22 protein-coding genes are annotated in these 20490 nt (G+C 60.4%); 12 read left to right on the plus strand and 10 right to left on the minus strand.

Annotated features, from left to right (window positions below):
* Positions 1 to 9 precede the first annotated feature (9 nt).
* The 6 genes from BGE01nite_RS27175 to BGE01nite_RS27195 all read left to right on the plus strand — a co-directional run bounded on the left by BGE01nite_RS27175 (position 10) and on the right by BGE01nite_RS27195 (position 6395).
* On the plus strand, positions 10 to 594 hold the full coding sequence (locus BGE01nite_RS27175; RefSeq protein ID WP_146855795.1) for a hypothetical protein: 585 nt from the start codon (positions 10 to 12) through the stop codon (positions 592 to 594).
* A 20-nt stretch (positions 595 to 614) separates the two neighbouring features.
* Complete coding sequence (locus BGE01nite_RS27180; RefSeq protein WP_146855797.1) at positions 615 to 1049, plus strand: hypothetical protein; 435 nt, start codon at positions 615 to 617, stop codon at positions 1047 to 1049.
* Between the two features lie 61 nt (positions 1050 to 1110).
* Positions 1111 to 2079, plus strand: coding sequence for a hypothetical protein (locus BGE01nite_RS27185; protein WP_146855799.1), 969 nt, complete (start codon positions 1111 to 1113; stop codon positions 2077 to 2079).
* A gap of 21 nt (positions 2080 to 2100) precedes the next feature.
* Positions 2101 to 2529 carry a hypothetical protein gene (locus BGE01nite_RS29165; protein ID WP_170267101.1) on the plus strand — a complete coding sequence of 143 codons (429 nt, stop codon included), beginning with the start codon at positions 2101 to 2103 and terminating at the stop codon, positions 2527 to 2529.
* 59 nt (positions 2530 to 2588) lie between these two features.
* Positions 2589 to 4370, plus strand: a complete 1782-nt coding sequence (locus BGE01nite_RS27190) for a glycosyltransferase (protein WP_170267102.1) — start codon at positions 2589 to 2591, stop codon at positions 4368 to 4370.
* A gap of 6 nt (positions 4371 to 4376) precedes the next feature.
* A complete protein-coding gene (locus BGE01nite_RS27195) occupies positions 4377 to 6395 on the plus strand; it encodes a hypothetical protein (protein WP_146855804.1) in 2019 nt (672 codons plus the stop codon).
* A 4-nt stretch (positions 6396 to 6399) separates the two neighbouring features.
* On the opposite strand, the gene BGE01nite_RS27200 is transcribed toward BGE01nite_RS27195, so the two are convergent.
* The 3 genes from BGE01nite_RS27200 to BGE01nite_RS27210 all read right to left on the minus strand — a co-directional run bounded on the left by BGE01nite_RS27200 (position 6400) and on the right by BGE01nite_RS27210 (position 8445).
* Positions 6400 to 6870, minus strand: coding sequence for a hypothetical protein (locus BGE01nite_RS27200; RefSeq protein ID WP_146855806.1), 471 nt, complete (start codon positions 6868 to 6870; stop codon positions 6400 to 6402).
* Positions 6871 to 7247: 377 nt separating this feature from the next.
* The gene (locus BGE01nite_RS27205; protein ID WP_146855807.1) at positions 7248 to 7724 is read right to left on the minus strand and encodes a hypothetical protein; all 477 of its coding nucleotides are present in this window, start codon (positions 7722 to 7724) and stop codon (positions 7248 to 7250) included.
* A 250-nt stretch (positions 7725 to 7974) separates the two neighbouring features.
* Positions 7975 to 8445: a hypothetical protein gene (locus tag BGE01nite_RS27210; protein ID WP_146855809.1), complete on the minus strand. Its 471-nt coding sequence runs from the start codon at positions 8443 to 8445 to the stop codon at positions 7975 to 7977.
* A gap of 467 nt (positions 8446 to 8912) precedes the next feature.
* On the opposite strand from BGE01nite_RS27210, the gene BGE01nite_RS27215 reads away from it, so the two are divergent.
* From BGE01nite_RS27215 to BGE01nite_RS27225, 3 genes are all read left to right on the plus strand, one after another.
* Positions 8913 to 10508 (plus strand): hypothetical protein, encoded by a 1596-nt coding sequence (locus tag BGE01nite_RS27215; RefSeq protein ID WP_146855811.1) that lies wholly within the window; start codon positions 8913 to 8915, stop codon positions 10506 to 10508.
* Between the two features lie 155 nt (positions 10509 to 10663).
* Positions 10664 to 11611 (plus strand): aldo/keto reductase, encoded by a 948-nt coding sequence (locus BGE01nite_RS27220; protein WP_146855813.1) that lies wholly within the window; start codon positions 10664 to 10666, stop codon positions 11609 to 11611.
* A 267-nt stretch (positions 11612 to 11878) separates the two neighbouring features.
* Positions 11879 to 12511 carry a GNAT family N-acetyltransferase gene (locus BGE01nite_RS27225; protein WP_146855815.1) on the plus strand — a complete coding sequence of 211 codons (633 nt, stop codon included), beginning with the start codon at positions 11879 to 11881 and terminating at the stop codon, positions 12509 to 12511.
* A 264-nt stretch (positions 12512 to 12775) separates the two neighbouring features.
* Here BGE01nite_RS27225 and BGE01nite_RS27230 read toward each other — a convergent pair whose 3' ends face one another.
* The 3 genes from BGE01nite_RS27230 to BGE01nite_RS27240 form a co-directional block, all read right to left on the minus strand.
* Positions 12776 to 13303 (minus strand): hypothetical protein, encoded by a 528-nt coding sequence (locus BGE01nite_RS27230; protein WP_174770066.1) that lies wholly within the window; start codon positions 13301 to 13303, stop codon positions 12776 to 12778.
* A gap of 46 nt (positions 13304 to 13349) precedes the next feature.
* Positions 13350 to 13745 (minus strand): BON domain-containing protein, encoded by a 396-nt coding sequence (locus BGE01nite_RS27235; protein WP_146855817.1) that lies wholly within the window; start codon positions 13743 to 13745, stop codon positions 13350 to 13352.
* A gap of 320 nt (positions 13746 to 14065) precedes the next feature.
* Positions 14066 to 14560 (minus strand): YciE/YciF ferroxidase family protein, encoded by a 495-nt coding sequence (locus BGE01nite_RS27240; RefSeq protein ID WP_146855818.1) that lies wholly within the window; start codon positions 14558 to 14560, stop codon positions 14066 to 14068.
* Positions 14561 to 14674: 114 nt separating this feature from the next.
* Between BGE01nite_RS27240 and BGE01nite_RS27245 the strand changes: the two genes are divergently transcribed.
* Positions 14675 to 14974 (plus strand): hypothetical protein, encoded by a 300-nt coding sequence (locus BGE01nite_RS27245; protein ID WP_146855820.1) that lies wholly within the window; start codon positions 14675 to 14677, stop codon positions 14972 to 14974.
* A gap of 31 nt (positions 14975 to 15005) precedes the next feature.
* On the opposite strand, the gene BGE01nite_RS27250 is transcribed toward BGE01nite_RS27245, so the two are convergent.
* Together BGE01nite_RS27250 and BGE01nite_RS29485 are read right to left on the minus strand one after the other, a co-directional pair.
* A complete protein-coding gene (locus BGE01nite_RS27250) occupies positions 15006 to 15191 on the minus strand; it encodes a CsbD family protein (protein WP_146855822.1) in 186 nt (61 codons plus the stop codon).
* A gap of 70 nt (positions 15192 to 15261) precedes the next feature.
* The gene (locus tag BGE01nite_RS29485) at positions 15262 to 15597 is read right to left on the minus strand and encodes a PGPGW domain-containing protein (protein ID WP_218033116.1); all 336 of its coding nucleotides are present in this window, start codon (positions 15595 to 15597) and stop codon (positions 15262 to 15264) included.
* Between the two features lie 267 nt (positions 15598 to 15864).
* Here BGE01nite_RS29485 and BGE01nite_RS27260 point away from each other — a divergent pair, with 267 nt between their 5' ends.
* Positions 15865 to 17964: a catalase gene (locus tag BGE01nite_RS27260; protein WP_146855824.1), complete on the plus strand. Its 2100-nt coding sequence runs from the start codon at positions 15865 to 15867 to the stop codon at positions 17962 to 17964.
* A 376-nt stretch (positions 17965 to 18340) separates the two neighbouring features.
* Here the strand turns inward: BGE01nite_RS27260 and BGE01nite_RS27265 are convergent, their stop codons facing one another.
* Positions 18341 to 18751 (minus strand): hypothetical protein, encoded by a 411-nt coding sequence (locus tag BGE01nite_RS27265; RefSeq protein WP_146855826.1) that lies wholly within the window; start codon positions 18749 to 18751, stop codon positions 18341 to 18343.
* A 153-nt stretch (positions 18752 to 18904) separates the two neighbouring features.
* Complete coding sequence (locus tag BGE01nite_RS27270) at positions 18905 to 19525, minus strand: hypothetical protein (RefSeq protein WP_146855828.1); 621 nt, start codon at positions 19523 to 19525, stop codon at positions 18905 to 18907.
* A gap of 455 nt (positions 19526 to 19980) precedes the next feature.
* On the opposite strand from BGE01nite_RS27270, the gene BGE01nite_RS27275 reads away from it, so the two are divergent.
* Positions 19981 to 20490, plus strand: coding sequence for a hypothetical protein (locus BGE01nite_RS27275; RefSeq protein ID WP_146855830.1), 510 nt, complete (start codon positions 19981 to 19983; stop codon positions 20488 to 20490).

Below are 20490 nucleotides of genomic sequence, written 5' to 3' on the forward strand. Positions count from 1 at the left end.
TAACAAAATATGCGCCTACGCCTAGTCACCACAGATCGTGATCCCTTCTGGATCGTCGGGGATCCTGCGCTCACCGCGCTGGATAAGGCTGGCACGGCCATGGGAGAGCGCGTGCAGCTCTCCCGCAGCCAGCAGTCTGCCACCGGTGCTGGCTGGGACAGCCAGATCCACTATGACCGCATGAACCAGCGCGTGGTCATCACGGCCACGGCGCGGCGTGAGTTTGCCACGGACTGGGAGCGGATGAGCTTTCTCTGCCGGCTGGCCGCCGTGAATGAGACGGCCCAGGAGCACCTCTGGGAAGGCGTGGTCTGGCTGCGGCTGGACCAGCCGGGCAGCACGGGCTTTCGCGAGTGGCGGCTGGGGGACGCGGTGGTGGGCCTGGCAGGCACGGAGCTGGAGGGGCAGGTGGGCCTGCGCATCTCCTACACGGTGAGCTGCGGCGGCTTCAGCAGTGAGGTGCGGGAGGGGACCTCTGAGCATGTGAGCCTCATAGGCGGGGAGTCTCCGTCCGGCACCCTCGTCGAGCTCACCGGCACGCTGGCAGGCGTGACCTCCGGCCTCACCGGCGTGGAGGAGATTTTGAATTCCTAACGAATAATACGATCATCACTATGAGCAGCAAAAACATCAAGGACATCTCCGCTCAGACGGAGCACGGAAAGGCCCTGGGCACCGTGGGAAACAATCTCGCCGCCTGGGAGACGCGCCCGTGGACACTGCAGCGGCTCCCTGGCGTCATCGCGCTGAGCAGCACGTCAGAGACCATGCTGGCCTCGCATGAGGGCTGCCTGGTCACCTTCTCCCATGGCTCCGCCACCACCTACAGCATCCCGGCGGATTCAGGGCTGGCCGTGCCGGTGGGGGCGCGTGTGCGCATCATGCGGCTGGGCGGTCAGATCACCGTGGTGGGCAGCGGAGCCACGGTGCGCTTTGCCAACGTCAGCACGAACGCGAAGGACAATCTGAGCAATGTCTACGCGGTGGGAGAGCTGATCAAGATCGCCGCGAACACATGGGTCTTCACTGGAGACACTTCCACGACCTGAGCGCGCATGCCGAGCCGCCTTCTCTTTTTCATGAACCCGCACCCCAGATGCCTGTCCGCACATGAGACTCAGACTTGCCGCCACAGATCGTGATCCCTTCTGGATCATCGGAGATCCTGCGCTCTCCGCGCGGGGAGAGATGTCCCTGGCGCTCAATGAGCGCATCCAGGTCACGCGTAACCAACAGTCTGTCACGGGGGCGGAGTGGGACACCCAGGTCCACATGGACCGGAAGAACCAGCGCGTGCAGCTCTCCGCGAATGTGCGGCGTGAGTTTGCCAGCGAGTGGGAGCGCATGGACTTCATGGCGCGGCTGGCCCGTCTGGAGCCGGATGAGCAGCTGCACCGCTGGGCGGGAGATGTGTGGCTGCGCCTGGATGGTGCGGACGGCGCCACTTTCTCTGAATGGCTGCTGGAGGATGCCGTGGTGGCCGTGGCCGGCACGGAGCTGGACGGCGCCATCGGCCTGCGCATGGCCTACACCGTCAGCTGTGGCGGCTTCAGCGGCGTGAGCCACCTGGGCACCAGCATGCAGTTCCTGCTGCAGGGTTCCACACCCGCGGCGCTGGGGATGATGATGAGCATCAGCGAGCTGGATGCGCTGATGGCCGCCGCCACCACTCCGGCCACTGACTTCTTCATGATCTTTGTGACGGTGGAGTACGCATTCGGCGCATTTACCTCCTACGGCAACGCCCTGGTGCCGCCTGGTGTCACGCCAGGTTTCGGTGAGTATGCGCTGCCGCTCTCCTCATGCGGCGCAGCTGTGGCGGCGGACTTGGAGGACACCTTCGGCATCTTCAGCGCCATGGACTTCACGGTGACTGATGACGTCTTCAGCATCGTGGGAACACCGGCCAGCGCGTTTGCCTACATCACTGTCGAGATCAAGCATTACTACACAGATGGTTACGGCTCCCACCATGAGCTGATCTACTCCAAGCCAGGCGAAATACTCCAAGACCCCTTCCGGCTCACCGGCACGCATGCTGGCACTGACGACCAGCTCACGGGCCTGATTGAAACCTGAAAAAACTCAACGCGCATTCCCATGCCTACCACCGCCGAAAAAAACATCAATACTCTCACCATCACCACGGAGGACGGCCACGCCGTCATCTACAAATCAGACGGCTCCGCGGCGGTCGTGGACACACGGCCCTGGACCCGTGGCCGTCGTGTCATCAAGACCACCAGCTCCACCGCCTACACTCTCGGTGCCTCGGATGCAGGGAAGATGATCGTCCACACCAGCGCCTCAGACTCCACCCTCACGATCCAGGCAGATGCCAGCCTCTCATGGGCGGTGGGCGAGTGTGTGGAGATCATGCGCAATGGAGCGGGCAATCTGCAGGTCATCGCCTCCGGCATCACCCTCAAGGATGCCGGCAAGCCCAAGGCAAACGTCAGCGGCAGTGTGTTCACCCTGCGGAAAACAGCGGCCAATGCCTGGGTCATGTGGGGAGACACCAAGGCCTGATGCGCACAAGCGCACTCACACGCACACACCCATCACATCTCTTTTCACCTCAGCATTTCATGAAGAATCCTCTCAGCATCTCCGTCGTCGGGAATCTCGCGGGCCGGTATGGCATCAGCGTGGCGGCGCAAAAGCATGCGCAGCTGCTGCAGCCACTGTGCTCTCAGGTCCAGGTCTGTGATGGGCCGCATGCCAGGCATGGCGTGGTGTATCACCACGCGGCGCCTCCACCGGTGCCGCCGCCTTGGTATAACGGAAAGCGTGTCATCGGCTACTGGGTCGTGGAGTCTTCCGCAGCCGCGCCGCCGTTCAAGGCCACGGCAGATGCGCTGGCGCAGATCTGGACCAGCAGCGCGGCCAGCGCCCGCGCCATCCGCGCGCTCGGCAGTGAGACGCCGGTGTTTGTCATCCCGCATCCCGTGCCAGTTCCCTCCAGGGTGCCGGACCGGTCAGGGCGCGAGACCGTGACCACGCTCATCGCCTTCGCCCCGGGCTGGGAGCGGAAGAACCCGGAAGGCAGCATCCGCGCCTGGCAGCAGGCATTCCTGGGGGACGACCGCGCCAGGCTCATCATCAAGATGCGCCTCGCAGGCCCTGCGGTGCTGGACTGTGTGAAGCTGCTGGCAGGTGATGACAGCCGTGTGGAGATCATCTCCACGGATCTGCCTGACCTGGGCCCGCTGTATGAGCGTGCAGACATCTTCCTGAGTCTGCATCACGCGGGTGCTTTTGAGATGCATGTGGCCGAGGCCGCGGCCTGGGGGCTGCCCATCGTCACCACGGCCGTGGGCGGTGTGCTGGATTATCTGCGGGATGCGGAGCAGGCCTGGGATGCCGCTCTGCTGATCCCGGGGGAGTCCATCCCCTCCCGCATGGAGGATCCGCTGAATCGTGCCGGCCAGTGGCTGGAGCCCGATGAGGCAGCCGCCATCACCGCGCTCCGCCGTCTGGCGGAGAGTGCGGAGCTGCGCCGCACGCTCGGCAGCGCGGCACGCGGCCAGGTGCAGGCCCTGCTGCATCCGGAGCGCATCACCGCTCTCATGGCCGCGGCGCTGGGTGAGCTGCCGGCGGCACCCAAGACGGCAGCTGCGCGCAAGATACTCACCCTCCTGCCGCCCAGCATGCAGCCTCTGCGCTCCGGCCTGGAGCAGGTGGGAGAGACACGGCGCACACCCGGCCCCATGCCGGTGGTCATGAGCCACCGCCGCAGCGGCACTCATTTGTTAGGCGAGGTGATCTCCCGCCACTGGGACACCCCCTGGCTGAAGACGCATCACTTCCCGGACCTGCTGCCGCAGATGCATCCGCCCGTCTACGTGCTGCGCAATCCCGTGGACTGCCTGCACAGCACCTGGCGCTGGTGGCTGGATGAGGGGGTGAACCCGGACATCGCGCAGCTCATGCGCGGCATCACCTTTGCCGACTGGCTGGCCGGGAAGGCGGGAAAGGTGCTCGGCTTCCTCTCCCACCGCACGCGCCCCACAGACAGCCTGGAGGTGGGCCGCGGCAGCATGCATGACCCGCTGCAATACTGGCTGCACCACTGGCAGGAGGCGCGGCGTGCCGGCATCCCCGTCATTCTTTATGAGGATTTAGTTAGGCCGGAGGCGGCAGACCACGTCACCAGCGTGCTGGCAGAGGTGATGCAGCGTGACCCCGCCACCTCGGTGGAGGTCATCCAGGAACCCGTGGGCTTCTCACCGTCACCGCAACATCAGTTAGGCAAGGCGCTCAAGGCCTGGCCGAAACCAGCGCTGAAGCGCCTGAAATCCCTCCTCACCCCCGACCTCCTCCACAGCATCCAGCGCGAGTCCCTGGAGGACTGGCTCACCGCGAAATGATATTTTATGGACCCTATCAACATACCCATCAATGTCCCGTTCAAGACCAGCGGGACAGGTCAGGTAAAGTCAGACATGCAGAAGCTGGTGGAAGACACCAAGAAGTTCGATGCCATGCTCGCAGCCAGGCGCTCAGCGGCGGCTTCCGCTGTCGGCAGCAGACCAAAAGCGCCGTCACAGACCCCGTCTGAGGGGACAAAGCCCAAGCGCTCTCCGGCCAAGAAATCCACAGGCAAATCAAAGTCTTCCGCAAACTCGAAAGCGAAGCCCAGGGCAACACCTCCGACCAAGCCAAAAGTAACGCAAGACTCCACGCCGAAACCAGCCCCTGCCGAAAAGCCTGCTCCGAAGTCAACACCCATCCCTGTGCCGCCACCCAAGGCAGCGCCGGTGCCAGTGCTGAAGCCTGCGCCTGCCGCACCACCGCCTGCGACTCCTCCGTCTGCCCCGAAGCTTGGTCTGCCATCCCGGACACCGGACGTGGCCCAGCCGAAGATCCCCGGAAAAATGGTGAGCGAGCGCCTGGGCAAGGGCGCCGCCATGGCGGCTGCGGGCCTCAAGCAACTCGGCACGGTGGCTGGAAAGTTTCTGCCTGCGCCGATGGAGATCCTGCTGAAACTGACCGAGCAGCTCTCGGCAGGCTTCATGCGGTGGTATGAAAACAATCAGCGGCTCAAAGGCTCTGTGGAGAGTTTCACGGACACTCTCGAAAAGGCCGTCAGCGGAGGCATTGACCGTTTCATGGACGGCATGGGGGAGATGCTCGGTGAGGGAGATCTCGTGGCTGATTTATTGGATGACATCACGGTGGCTCTCGGTGGTGAGACCGCCGCCATGAAGGAGCTGAACAAGCCCCTCAGCATGTATGGGGAGGCCATGAAGGAAGCCAGGACCGAGCAGGAGAAATTCAATGACGCACTCGAGAACGAGCGTGATCTCCTGGATGACGTGAAATCTGCCTTGCAGGACCAGCTGGACCTTCATGAAGCCAAGATCGACACCGCCGAGGTCGAGGCCGAGCTTGATGCCGACAAAGCCCGCAAGACCGTGGAGGCTTCAGGTGATGATGAAGCCACGAAGCAGGCCAAGCTCCATAAGATCGAGACCGACATCGAGCTCAAAAAGTATGACCTGCGCAAGCAGAAGCGCGGAGCCGGGTTGGAGGCCCAGCAGCTTGAGCTGGTGAAACGCGAGGAGTCTTTGAAGAAAGCAGATGGTGAGATGGTTGGGCAAAAGGACCGCGTGAAGCGGGCTGATGCCTTGGAGCTGGCGAACAATCAAAAGAATCAGATTCAAGCCAGATACGACAAAGAAGGAATAAACATCGCGACCGATGCCACCGCCAGGAAAGCTTGGGAAAGTGCCCTCAAACTCCAAAGTGAAGCTCAGGAGAATGCCAAGGGGCTTGGGACAGCAGCCGCTGAACGGGGAAAGCTTCAGCAAATGGAGAAGAATGCAGAGCTGCAGAAAGAGAAGCTCGACGAGCTGCAAAAGGACATGAAGAGCAGGTCAGCCCTCCTCGCCGAGGAGCAAAAGCAGGACGACATGACGACCGAGCGTAAGCTTGAGGACATCTCAAGCGAGCACGGACAGAAGCATCAGGCTGGACAGCTCACCGCGAAACGTGAAGCGCTCGTGGCACCCATGGAACCAGTCTCGCTGCCGCCTCCCCCGCCACCACCACCCCAGGCTCCGGCTGAGAAGCTGACTCCTGCGAATGAAGCCACAAACGCTGCTAGAATGACGCTCCGGGATGCCGTGAATGACGGCAAAGGCGATGCAAATGCGGAAATGGGAGTCGTCTATCAGGTGGAGCAGTCGGTCAGGGAGGGGACGGCGACGCGTGAAGAGGCCTTGCATCGGGCCCTGCAAGCCATGCTGCAGCTTCAGCAAGGCGGCAGTGACATGGAGCGTCAGCTCATCAACACTCTCAACACGTATGGCAGCAAGCTCTCGCAGATGGCCTCCGCCATGAATGACCTTGAGTCCCGGACGAACTACATCGAGATCAACAGCAAGCGTTGACCCATTAGAAGTCCTTCAACGGGTCCTTGGGCTTCCCATTTTTTTCTGCTTCCTTTTCATCTCGAAACGCCTTGGTGTTGATGTGCAATGAATTGAGCCCGTAGCCAGCGTAACTGGCTTTGAGTTCTCCGCATGTCCACACGCCAGAATCAGGGCTTGATGCTTTCTCGTCTTTGACCCAAGTCTTACCGCTTCCGTTCGCGGTCAGCAGGGTGGTGATCTCAGATTCTGACATCGGGGCAACTTCATTCTGTGCATCTGCCACATGTGAAAATGCCATATGCACACAAGCGCCGTTGCGGAAGACACAAGTCACGTTGAAGCCCGCCTTCCTATAGCGAAATGCCTGGCCTTCCTCTTCGATCTTTACCGGCTTCCCATAGCGTGCCTCGCATTGTTCGGGGGTCTCGCCGATGCGGGCCAGGGCGGGGGAGGCGAGGGAGATGAGGACGGAGAGAAGGAGAAGGGCTTTCATGGTCGTCGTGAACGGAATTACGGCGCGTGATAGCAGAAGCGTTTTTGAAAATCCAGGAAAACCCGGGGTCAGGCCTGGGTGAACAGTATCAAGGCTTGGTGCTTGTAAGATTCAGGGTTACGCACGCTGCCTTGCTTCAGGTGATGGTGACAGGCGGGAGAGCCTTCCGAGATAGACTAAGCCTAACAAATGAACTAACAAAATGAAGCGAACCCACGATCCTCAGTCAAGAATTTGCACGCTGACCTCATTTCCTGCTGGAACAGATGGAGATCGAGGTGGAGATCCTGCGAGACAACAAAAGGAGGTGAGAGAATGCCTGACAATCTATGACTGCACGCTCAGCAAACTTCCACCGTTCACAAAAATAGAAGAGACTAGAAATCCTTGATCGTTCCCGTCTTCGGCGCGGCCTGCGCGGGTTTGATACGATCAAGGTAGCCCTGGGTTTCGATTCGTAGAACGCAACGGGGGCGTGTGCTGTAAAATGCCTGCAAAACCTCTCCGCTGGTCCAAAAGACGGAACCCGCGGCATCGTCCTTGACCACAATTTCCCATGCCTTGCCGTTGGAACTGGCTTCCAGAAGAGTTGTCAGTTCGGAATCCGAGAGTGGCAGGGGCTCACCAGAGGCATCCTTGTCTGCGTGCGAAATTTTAAGATGGTCACATTTGTCCTCGTGGAAATGACATTCGACCTGAAAGCCTGCCTTCTCATGGTGAGTCCGCTGATCTTTTTCATCAACCCTCACCGGCTTCCCATAGCGGGCCTCGCACTGTTCACGGGTTTCGCCGATGCGGGCGAGGGCGGGGGAGGCGAGGGAGATGAGGACGGAGAGAAGGAGAAGGGCTTTCATGGTCGTCGTGATCAGATTTACGGCGCGTGATAGCAGAAGCGTTTTTGGAAATCCAGGAAAACCCAGCGTCAGGCCTGGGTGAACAGTATCGAGATCCGGCTATGTAAGATCCGTGTTCATGCCGCCTGACCATCGGGTGATGGCGGCAGGTGTGAAGGTCTTCTGGAACGGAACCCAGTCTAACAAAATATAATGAAATGAAGTCACGAACATTCAGTCAATAATTTGCACACTGACCCCATTTCCTGGACTAAAATCCCTTGAGACTTCCCTTCTCTTCATCGGCTTTCTTAGCGTCCTGCAGCTTCCGATAGGCCAGATTATTGATGCTCAAGCTACTGTATGCATTCTTAAGATGGCTGGCCTCCAGCTCACCACTCTTCCACGTCTCAAAACCCTCTTCGACAAGCTCCCCCGTTTTTGTCCATGGCGTGCCGTCCGAGTTGGCTTCCATCAAGATTTTTGCCTCCTCGCTAGTTATTGGGAGCGCTGCATTTTGCGCATCTTTCTCCAACTTGGCGAAGTAGATGCGAGCACATTTGCCGTCGATGAACTCGCAGTCCACACGCATCCCCGCTTTCTGATAGCTGACACTATTCTCCGCCTTTATCTTTACCGGCTTCCCATAACGCGCCTCGCATTGTTCGGGGGTTTCGCCGATGCGGGCCAGGGCGGGGGAGGAGAGGGAGATGAGGACGGAGAGAAGGAGAAGGGCTTTCATGGTCGTCGTGATCGAAATTACGGCGCGTGATAGCAGAAGCGTTTTTGGAATGCCAGAAAAACCCGGGGAGAAGACGCGGAGACGCGGAGACACGGAGACACGGAGACACGGAGACAGAAAGGCCGTGGACGGTGGGCAGTAGGCGGACTGAAAATTGTAAACTGAGAACTGAAAATTGAAAATTGTCCGGAGGGGCGTTGGATGAATCATTGATTGTTAGGCGCTGAGGGGGCCCGCAGGCTGTCGCCCCTTTTCCAAACCATGAGTCCCATGGGTCGCATGAGACTCATGAGTCCCGTTCAAAGCACCACGAACCCTCCTTCGCCAAGGCTTCGGAGGGCAAGCCCGCGAACTGCGAACCGAGAACCGCGAACTTCGAACCGAGAACCGAGAACCCCTTCCGCCAAAGCTTCGGAGGGCAGGGGCGCGAACCATTTTTAAAGAACCACATAACCTAACCAAAAAGTATGAAATATTACCTGACCAAAAACGGCGGCACCATGACGGAGGCTCGGGAGATGGGCCTGAGCTTCACGGGGCTGGAGCTGCAAAACATGCAGGCAGACAGGGCCAGCCTGCGCTGGACACGGCGGCGTGCCTCTGAGGCATGCGCGCTGGCGCATAACGACACGGTGGAGATCTTTGCGGACGCGCGGCGGATTTTTCGCGGTCGCGCACGGCTGGGATCGGTGACCAGTGAGGGCATGGGCATCCAGATCGTGGGGCCGTGGTCGCACCTGGACGAGCAGATCTACCAGCTCAGCCTTCTGCTCGGCAGCTTCGGCACGCCGGGGGGGCGGGTGCTGGGGCAGACTTTCACGGAGACCTGGCCCATGGGCACGGAGATCTGGACGGGCACGGAGTGGGATGCGCTGGATGCGAACCACACGATCACCTGGACGGTGAGCACGTATGCGAGTTATGCGGGGTATCCGGCCACCACGGGCACGGTGGACGTGAACATGGCCTGGGCCTCCCGCTGCTGGCTCTTCCGGCCTGGAGGGACGCTGGGGCAGGTCTACACGACGCTGCAGGATGAGTGGTCACGGGTGATGAACTTCATGGCGGTGACGAACAATCCTGATGTGTTCAGCGTGGGTTCCGTGCAGCTAGGCGGATTGATCGCACCGCGTGCGCGCACCATCGCGGACCAGCCGGTGAGCGAGGTGCTGCGGCAGGTGCTGGCGATGAAGCCGGATGCGGCGGTGTGGTGGGACTACAGCGGCAGTGGTGTGCCCAGCATCCAGGCGCGTGTGGCCAGTCTGGAGACACCGCTGGAGCTGGGGATCGGCCAGCAGGTGCTGAGCGGGTACCAGCTCAAGGTCACGGATGATCTGGTGCCCAGCGGGGTGGTGGTGCGCTGGGAGCGGGAGCTGAGTGGGGCCGGGAGCATGAACACCAGTGTGACCGGCCTGGGCAGGCCGTATCTGGCGGACTACTATCCGGGCTCTGTGGGCCTAACCAACTGCAGCTACAGCAATGGCAGCACTGTGGTGACGACGGACAGCACGGCAGGGCTGGAGGTGGGCATGCGGGTGACGGGATTCTATCTCCCGGCGGCAGCCACGGTGGGCACCATCATCAGCAGCACCTCCTTCACCCTCAGTGCCTCGGTGAGCAGCATCCCGACGCCGCCAGGCAGCACCACCAAGCAGGTGCTGCGGGCCTTTTCCACCACGGCGGGAGCGGCGAGCCATCAGCCCGGGGTCATGCTGCACACGGTGACGGACAACATGGACTACATCCCGGGCATCGCGCATCAGGTGTATCAAAGCCTGGCCGTGCTCCGCGCGCAGGGCAGCCTGACGGTGGTGGACCGTGACTTCACCCTGGGTCTGCGGCCCGGCATGGTCATCCGCCTCAGCGGTGATCCGCAGCTCACCGGCATCCAGCTCTGGGTGCAGAGCGTGAGCTGGGACCCGGCCAGCGGCATGGCGCAGCTGACGGTGGGCTACCCCGCGCATCTGCAGCTCCGTGACCGCGTGGATCTGAAAGGCTGGTTCCGTGTCTCCTTCACAGGCGTGTTTGGGGAGGTCTCGAGCTGGATCGTGCCGCCGCCGTGAGATGGAGTTTAAAGTTTCAGGTTTCAGGTTTCAGGTTTCAGGTTTCAGGTTTCAGGTTTCAGGTTTAAAGTTTCAAGTTGGTTAGGCTGAAGCCATGGTCTGCTTTGCAGGGTCTGGAACTTTAAACTTTAAACCTCTAACTTGGAACTCGAACCGTGGCTCCTTGTCTGAACCAGCAGCAAACGGCGCGCGGGGTGCGTTTTCTGAAGCTCATGACGATCACGCGCATCACTCCCGCCGCCCTGCCTGTCAGCCAGATCGGGCTGGGCTGTGTGACCTTTGGGCGGGAGATCGATGAAGCGAGCTCCTTTGCCCTGCTGGATCATGCGCTGGAGCATGGCGTGTGTCATTTGGATACGGCGGCTGCCTATGGCGCAGGGGCTTCTGAGCAGATCCTGGGAAGGTGGCTGGCCACACGGCGGCCCGCAGAGCGTGGTGTCCGCATCAGCATCGCCACGAAGGTGCTGCCGCCGTATGATGACGGCGCGCTGGAGAGGAGTGTGGAGGCGAGCCTGCGCCGCCTGGGCCTGGAGCAGGTGGATCTGCTGTATCTGCACCGCTGGGATGAAAGCGCGCTGCGGGAGAGCGCGGTGTCCGCCATGGAGCGCCTGCTCCAGTGCGGCAAGGTGCGGGCGCTGGGTGTGAGCAATGTTGGTTCGGCGCAGCTGCAGGCGCTGCCACCGCTGTTTCACGCCGTGCAGAACAATCACAACCTGGCCGTGAGTGATGTGACACCGGAGCTGCGCGCCGTGTGCGCGGAGCGCGGCATGAGCATCATCACCTACAGCCCGCTCGGCGCCGGGTTCCTGACGGGCAAGCACCGGCGTGGTGAAGGTGTGCCTGCGGGGACCCGGTTTGACGTGATCCCCGGGCATCAGGACGTGTATTTTCATGAGGCGGCGTGGAGGCGGCTGGCGCATCTGGAGGCCGTGGCCGCGCGCACGGGGCATGCGCAGGCACAGCTCGCCCTGGCCTGGGCGCTGCACCAGCCGGGGATCGCCAGCGTGCTCATCGGCGGACGCAGCCCCGCGCATCTGGACCAGGCACTGAAGGCGCTGGCGTTTGAGGAGGTGGCGGTGCTGGGGGCGCTGGAGTGTGCGTGATGTGTTGGTTTTCTTGAGGGCAAAAAAGATGGGATTCTGATTCATTCTCCATGAAGCTCACAGATCCGGTGCCCGTTGTTTTCACCGCAAATAGCTGCGAAAAGAAAGATATTCTGGCTTCTGACCTCTTGCGTTATTCCTTTCTCTTGCGGTGTTCTTTGAAAATCACCGCGAGAGAAAAGATTCACGCAAGAGAAAGACAAGCATCCCCATGCTGAACCGCCCGTCCTTTTCGCCATCCAAGATCCCTGAATCCATTCATATCAAATGTCGTTAGGTCTTCCATCTTTCCCCGTCACTCTCCTGCGCCAGTGGCGTGAGGAGGACCTGGAGGCGTTCACGGAGATGAACGCGGATCCGGAGGTGATGCGCTTTTTCCCGAGGGTGCTGACGGCGGAGGAGAGCCGTGTGAGCCTGCAGCGGTTGCGCGAGGGCATCGATCAACGCGGCTGGGGACTCTGGGCGGTGCAGGTGGAGGGGGAGCTGGCTGGGTTCACGGGCCTGGCGGAGCCGAGGTTCATCGCCCCCTTCACGCCGTGCGTGGAGATCGGCTGGCGTCTGCGGCGGGCGTTCTGGGGGCGCGGGATCGCCCATGCAGCGGCGTTGCAGGCCATGAATCATGCGTTTGACGTGCTGCGCCTGGAGGAGCTGGTGTCCTTCACGGCGGCTGGGAATGATCGCTCCCGCAAGCTCATGGAGCGCCTGGGTTTCACGCGTGATCCGCAGGAGGATTTTCTGCATCCTTCGTTGCCGGAAGGGCATCCGCTGCGGCTGCATGTGCTGTATCGGAAACGCAGGAAAGAATGGGTGGTTGAGACATCCACGGCGCGGGAGTCTGAGAGGCTGATGGAGCGCGGACTTCAGTCCGCAGCATCTCGGGCGCAGAGTCGGGAGAGGTGATGCCGATGGGAGGCCCTTCGTGCCCACGTCGGTTTGAAGGGGTAGTGCGGAAGAGGGAGCCTTTTTATCCCAAATGACCTGCTGCCTTCTCCGCTAAAGCTTCGAAGGCCGGGACGGACTGAAGTCCGCGCTCCTTGGGGCGCTGTGGACGTTCGATGGCGGAGGGTCCCTGTCGCCCGCTGCTCGACGACCCACCACCAACAAAAAATCCTGCGCACTCTTCATGCGCAGGATCTTGACACAAAGACGGTTAGGTCACTTCAATCAAGCCTTCGGAGCCTTCTCCTCGGACACCGTGCTGATGTCCTCCGCTCCTGCGGCCTCAAAGATCTCCTTCGCACGGTCAATGCGGTCGCCATTCACCGCGTGCACGGAGATGAGGTAGTTGCCCTTCTTGAGATGGTCTTCGTAGCGCTTCGCCTCGATCTCCGGGATGCCCAGCCCGATCAAGCCGCCCACGACTCCGCCGGCCGTCGCGCCCACCGCGGCACCGCTCAGCGCTGCCATGAGGGGACCTGCGGCGATGAAGGGCCCGAGGCCTGGAATGGCCAGCGCGCCAATGCCCGCCAGCAGACCGATCGCGCCGCCTGCCACGCCGCCCGTGGCAGCACCTGCGGCGATGCCTTCGGAAGCCTTGGTGGACTTCACATAGCCGAAATCACCCGTGGCAGCCGAGTCCGGCAGCAGCACGGAGATATCACCCGACGGAAAGCCGCTGGCTTGCAGGTTGGTGACGATTTGCTCAGCCTGGGGAACGGAGGTGGCGATGCAGAAAACAGATTTGTTGGACATAATGTTAGGTATAAAAGAGGGTTGGGGAAAGGTTTTGAACAGGGTGTTACTTGGTGGAGTCAGCGGCCTTGACCTCGATCTGGTCCACGATCTCGGACTGGCCTGCCTTCGCCTTCGCGTGCGCGGCGATCTTTGTCTTCTCATCCGCCGTGTTCACCGGGCCGCGCAGGGTCACCTTGCCGGGCGTGGTGATGATCTTCACATTCTTCGCCGTCATGCTCAGCGAGTCATCTGCCACCACCGCCTTGCGGATCTCCGCCACCAGCTTGATGTCTTCCGGCCTGTTGGACTGGTCGATCGGTGTCTTGTTGTCACCGGAGCGGTCACGCTCATTCTTCTCCGTGTTGTCCGGAGGGGTTGAGTTTTGGTCCGCCGCTGTCGCGGAGAAGGTGAACGCAGCGAGCGCTACCAAGATAGGTCGAGTGAACGATGTGAGTTTCATGGTGGGTGGGTTGCCGATGGTTGTGGCATCTTGCCTTCGACATCCGTGAGGACAGTGGCTGTATGTGTCGCAGTCATGAGCAGCGCTGATGAGCCAACCATCCATCTCCCTGATGCTCATGGCATGAAGCTCGCTGCATCTGTCATCAGTTATGATCGTGAAGCACCAGGTTGCCGTTCCAGTCAAAGGCGTTGGATCGGCCTATCCCGTGGTTCATCACCACCCAGAATGCAGAAAGAGGCAGGCCATCACAGCCTGCCTCTCTCTTTAGCCAGATGTGCTGCGACATGAGCAGCGCATCTCGGTTGATCCTTTTTTGGTTAGACTGCCGCCGCTGCCTCGTTGACGGAAGATTCGGCCAGTTCCGTCAGCTTCGCATCGGTGGCCTTTTCTTCAGCCAGGGTCGCTTCCAGCAGGGGCACCACGTCATTGAGGCCCAGGCGTGCTGCCAGCGCGGCGGCCGTGCCGTAGCCTGCGATCTCATAGTGCTCCACGCGCTGCGCAGCACCGATCAGTCCGGCGTCCTTCACCTCAGGCACCGCATCTTCGCTGATGAGTTCCGCGCCTTCTTTGATCAGTCCTTCCATGGCCTTGCATTTGTGACCGCCCAGAGCCAGATCCTGAGCTCTGCCGATCTCCTCAAGCCGGTCCACATGCACCTTGGTTTCCTCCAGATGATCCAGGAAGCCCTGTTTGAGATCCTCGTTCGTCGCCGCCTTGGCCATCTTTGGCAAAGCCTGCACCAGTTGTTTCTCTGCGCTGTGGAGATCTTTGAGCTCGTGATGCAGCAGATCCAGAAGGGTATTGAGTTTCATAAGTGCCGACTCATCGCAGAGACTCCCGTTCATGGACGGCCTGAGAGCCTAACACTAGGTGTGACTAAGGGTAAAGGTGTGCAAAATTTCACATCCCCCGCCCGATTCAAGGGCATGAACTTCAAATTGCTCCATGATTGGAGTGACGGCATCAAGGTCGTCGTCGGCCCGGGCAGGGAAGGCATGGCCACCTGGGCTTGTCCGCTCTGTCATTGCCGCTTTGATGGCGTGCGTGTCCGCTCCTCGGAGCACGGTGCCATCGCGCTCGCACGCCTGGCGTTTCAGGTCCACCTGACCTCCACTCATGCAGAGTGCATCAAACCTGAGGCCATCGGCGAGGAAGACGAAAAACCCGCTGCCAGCAGCGTGGCAGCGGGCTTTCTGAAGCTGTGGACAAGCATAACAAGAAGTTAGACCTGCCAGGTCAGCCGTTGTAAAAAACAGATCACAGATCGCGGATGTGCTCGCGCAGCTTTTCCTCGGTCTCACCGGTGCGCTTCTGCAGGCGGCCCAGCAGCTCATCTTCCTTGCCTTCGACGAAGAGCAGATCGTCATCCGTGAGATCCGCATATTTCTGCTTCAGCTTGCCTTTGACCTCATTCCACGAGCCTTTGATTTCGAGCTTGTTCATAGTGTTGGTTGGTTAGTAGGTGGTTTCCGTTTGCACCGTTTCATCGCACCGTTGCCGTTTCGTGGATGTGTTATCCGCGCGGCGCGCGCTGCCGCCACCAGTGCCGCACCCGCAGGAATGCTGAATGCAGCGCCAGCTCCCCACGATCCAGCACCCGCGCCAGTCCCAGAAACTCGCGCGCCAGCAGGCCCAAACCTGCCAGGGCCACCAGCAGCCCCGGACCAGGAAGCACCAGCATCACAAGGCCGGCCAGCATCAGCAAAGCTTCCAGGCCCACCAGCAGCCAGCGCTGCAGACCCTGAGCATGCTGCCCTCTTTCCATGTGACGGATATGCGCATCCTGAAAACGTCTCCCAGGCTTTCCGCGCAAAAACTCACGCCACCCACGGTGATCAATTTTGGGCATGAAGAGAAGAGGCGAACGATCTGAGGTGACAAGACATCCGCCACACTTCGCGTTCTTGCCTGTCTTTGGACGTCAGATTCACCGAGGATCAGAAGTGCGGAGACTCCCGCTCACCTACCATGCCACGCACCGCCCACCTGATCCTTTGATCAGAGCAAATCCCAAGGTCCGGCGCGCCATCTCCGCACGATTGGCAGGTGCGCGCACCCTCCAGCATGACTGCCGGAGGCGCAGCGCGCCCATCCACCCACTCAGCCACGCATCCCTATGCCCGCACGCCAAACACCTTCCTCGAAGAAGTCCAGCCCCCGGAACGCGGCCCGTCTGCCGGCGGAGACGCATCAGACCACGGAGGACCTGAAGCAGGCGCTCACGACCAATCATGGCGTGCCGATTTCGGATAACCAAAACTCTCTCAAAGCCGGGGTGCGCGGTCCCACGCTGATCGAGGACTTTGTGCTGCGGGAGAAGATCACCCATTTTGACCATGAGCGCATTCCGGAGCGGATCGTGCATGCGCGTGGCTCAGGCGCGCATGGTTACTTCCAGGTGTATGAATCTTTGGCAGATATCACGAAGGCCGCCTTCCTCCAGGATCCGAAGGTGAAGACAGAGGTCTTCGTGCGCTTCTCCACGGTGGCTGGCGGCGCGGGCTCCGGTGACATGCCGCGTGATGTGCGCGGCTTTGCCACGAAGTTTTACACGAGCGAGGGGAACTACGATCTGGTGGGCAACAACATCCCCGTCTTCTTCATCCAGGACGCGATGAAGTTCCCGGATCTGGTGCACTCCGTGAAGATGGAGCCGGACCGTGGCTTCCCGCAGGCGGCCTCCGCGCATGATAACTTTTGGGACTTCGTCTCGCTGAGCCCGGAGACCATGCACATGCTGATGTGGACCATGTCTGACCGTGCCATCCCGAGATCACTGCGCATGATCGAGGGCTTTGGCGTGCATACCTTCCGACTGGTGAATGCAGAAGGTGAGTCACGCTTTGTGAAGTTTCACTGGCGGCCGAAGCTCGGCGCGGCCTCGGTGCTGTGGGATGAGGCGGTGAAGATCAATGGCGCGGACCCGGACTTTCATCGTCGGGATCTGTGGGACTCCATTCAGAACGGTGACTTCCCGGAGTGGGAGCTGGGCCTGCAGGTCTTTGATGAAAAGCAGGCCGCGAGCCTGGACTTCGATGTGCTGGATGCCACGAAGCTGATCCCTGAGGAGATCATTCCGCTGCGCATGGTGGGCAAGCTGGTGCTGAACCGCAATGTGGACAATTTCTTTGCCGAGACGGAGCAGGTGGCCTTCCTGCCATCGAACATCGTGCCGGGCATCGAGTTCTCCAATGACCCGCTGCTGCAGGGCCGCCTCTTCTCGTATCAGGACACTCAGCTCTCACGCCTGGGCGGGCCGAACTTTCACCAGATCCCGGTGAATGCGCCGCGCTGCCCCATGCATAATTTCCAGCGGGATGGCCTGCGCCAGATGCAGGTGCCGAAAGGCCGGGTGAACTATGAGCCTAACAGTTTTGATGGCAACAAGCCGCGCGAGTGCCCCATGCACGGCTTCGCCAGCGTGCCTGAGGTGATGGAGGGGGAGAAGATCCGCAAGCGCTCGGAGACCTTTGCGGACCACTACTCGCAGGCGCGGCTGTTTTTCCGCTCCATGACGGAGACGGAGCAGCAGCACATCATCAGCGCCTTCGCCTTTGAACTGGCCAAGGTGGAGACGAAGGCGATCCGCCTGCGCATGCTCGGCCACCTAACCATCATTGATGAAGACCTGCACGCCGGTGTGGCGGAGGCCTTGGGCATGCAGGAGGAGGCGGAGAGCATCACCCCGGCGCTGCCGCCGCGTGATCTCGCTCCTTCACCCTCGCTGAGCTTGATTCAGAAGGCACCGGTCACGCTGCAGGGGCGGAAGATCGGCGTGCTCATCACGGACGGGTTTGATGCGAAGCTCCTCGCCGCTGTGCAGAAGGCCGCGAAGAAGGAAAAGGCCTCCCTCATGATCGTGGCCCCGAAGGTCGGTGGTGCCACGGACGCGGAGGGGCAGCTCCAGGAGGCTGATGCACCCATCTCCGGCGCGCCGTCGGTGATCTTTGACACGGTGGTGATCCTGGCGTCTGAGGCTGGCGCGCAGGACCTGGCGGCGCAGGCCGGCCCGGTCGACTGGGTGGCGAACGCCTTTGCGCATCTGAAGTTCATCGGTCACACGCCCGAGACGCAGCCGCTGCTGGACAAGGCCGGTGTGCAGGCGGACGAGGGCGTGTTGCCCATCGTGCAGGAGAAGGCCGTGGCGAAATACATTTTCGCCGCCAGGAACGGCCGCCTCTGGTCCCGCGAGCCAACGCTGAGAAGGCCGGGTTGAGGTGAATGCATAATTTGTTAGGTGAGATCCAGGGCCCAGGTGGGCGCTGGGGCGTGCTGATGTTGCGTCGTGGGTGTTTTCAAGACTGAAGACGTGGGCGCGAAGATGCTCTAGGGGCATTCACACCTTGTCTCTGCGTTCGAGCTGCTGCGGACTGAAGTCCGCGCTCCTTCGGCGCTGGGGGTGGTCGATGCCGGAGAGTGTTTGTAGAAAGATTAGGGTAGAAATATTTTCTGAAATGTTTCTGCCCCAAATCTTTCTGCCGTTGCCGGCTTGGAGGAACATTGATGATCTCACCACAGAGGACACGGAGGAGCACAGAGGTTCTGATTTCCGGCTTCTTTTGTGTGGAGAAGGTTGGGGATCCATTCAGTCGCTAGTTGCTGACATGGTCGTCCATGGTCAGCGTCAGTACGGTATCCGATTTGAGGTCTAGCAACTTGATGAAGGCATTCCCTTTGTCGGGTGAGAACAGAAGGTAGGAGCCTGCGGGAATGCGTGTCGTGTAGCGCAGGTCATTGATCGGGGAATGCCTCACGAGCGATGTGTCGGCAAGATGGGAAACGAATGTATCCAGCGCATACCATTGCTCGGGATCCTGCTTGGCAGCGCTGATGAGAGATTGAATCTTTTTCTCGGCTGCCGAGTCCAGGGAGACCACCTTCATATGCCTGTCGGGATAGGAATATTCTGGGAACACAACATCAAGCCGTGGATAGCGAAACGCGAGCCATGTTCCAAGCAGGACCAGAGCAATGCTGGAGACTAACCAAATATTTGATCTCATGAGGGCGTGCTGGGGAGAATGACAGTTTTGCGTGCATTGGGCAACTCCTCCTGAGTTGAGCCTGAAAGGGAGATGTGGGCTGCGGTAACCCGGAGTTTCACTCCGGGCTATTCACGGGGAACCACTCCGTGGTTCGGGAGGCGGGGTGGAAGGTCATGGGGCTTCCTTGGCCTCTTCGGCTTGGTGTTGTCCGCTCTTCGGGTGTTGAGATGGAGCGGCGGCGCGTGTTGCTTGAAGACGTGCGAGCAGGCTGCTTCTCGGCGGGGTGGCGTTGGCGGGTTTCTTTGCTTCCAGGCGCAGAATGATATCGACTGAGGGGTGTTCAATGGTGGCCAGGTGAGTGATGATGCGAGTCCATTCGTCCTCCTGGGATGCGAGGGTCAAGTCCAGTACCGTGAGCTGGAACTCACTGTCATGCTGCCACTGTAGGAAATACCTTTCCTGGGCCTCGCCGGAGCACACATGACCATCCACGCGGTCCAGTGAGACGAAGCGGAAACGGTCTTCGGACAATTTGATTCCAAAGGTGGCCCACATGGGAGTGCTCAAGGAGTTACAAATCTTTGAGTCGAACGCTTGGTGATGGGTCGCAAACCAATCCGCGGCGAGATCCTGCAATACGTCAATGTTCAGAGTCTCGCGATAAATGGTGGGGACCACATAGCAGCCAACCCGGCGAGAACACAAAGTCAGGTAGAGTGCTTTTGCCGCTTGATGATCGAGAGAGAGCCTGGCGATGCCTGCTGTGCCAGGTAGTCCGGTGGATGCAGCCACATCACACGGAAGGGCTTCCGTGAGATGAATGTCATAGTTCATGGTCAAAGGCCTCCACCTGTGATGGCTGGAGTGTGGGTCCTGCTGCTCTTTGGAGAATGGAAAGTGAAGCCGCCATGGGTCTGGATGGTCAGCGAGGATGGCGGTGCCTTCAAGCGGAGGCAGAGGTCTGATGGAGAGCGGACTTCAGTCCGCAGCATTGCGGGCGCAGAGTGGAGAGTGGTGATGCCGATGGGAGGCGCTTCGTGCCCACGTCGGGTTGAAGAGGCGGTGCGGAAGAGGGAGCCTGTTTATTCCAAATGACCTGCTGCATTCTCCGCTAAAGCTTCGAAGGCCGGGACGGACTGAAGTCCGCGCTCCTGGGGCTTCGCGATGATCGGAAGTGCTCGCTGAAGCGAAGCGGTGTCCAGCTTTTCGGATTGCCCGAGGGCTATCACATGAGACATCATCTAGTCATGAAGCGTCACCATCTCATCGCCTTCGGGTTGCTGTTTGCAGCCGGGCTGGGGCTTTGGGTATGGAATGCCTGGACCGCCATCAGCTGGACGGGGACGATCCAGAAGGACGTTCAGGTCAGGGTGGTGAGGCAGCCGGGAGAGATGCCGGTGCCGGGTGCGCGGGTGCTGTTTCTTTCGCGTGAGATGCTGGGTCTCTTCAAGACCTGGGACGGTGCCGAGCGCGAGGCGTGGATGGCGGACTCCGCCCATGCGGATCGCGTGAGACTAACCAATGATGCGGGTGTGTCTGCCTTCAAGGCCTCTTTTGCCGGTGGTGGTTACAAGTCTCTCTTTAAGAGCAGCTCCAGCTACCATGTGGAGGGGCATGTGGTGGTCATGAATGGCCGTGAGATCGAGGCGGAGCTCGGGTTGTGGGATGTGCTTTTTGAGCAGCGACTGAACAGCCCGGTCGTGCTTCCGGAGATGAAGGTGGTTTTGACTAAAGAACGCACGGAGCGCGGACTTTAG

The sequence above is a fragment of the Prosthecobacter gellanilyticus genome, assembly GCF_007992435.1.
Classification (GTDB): domain Bacteria; phylum Verrucomicrobiota; class Verrucomicrobiia; order Verrucomicrobiales; family Verrucomicrobiaceae; genus Prosthecobacter; species Prosthecobacter gellanilyticus.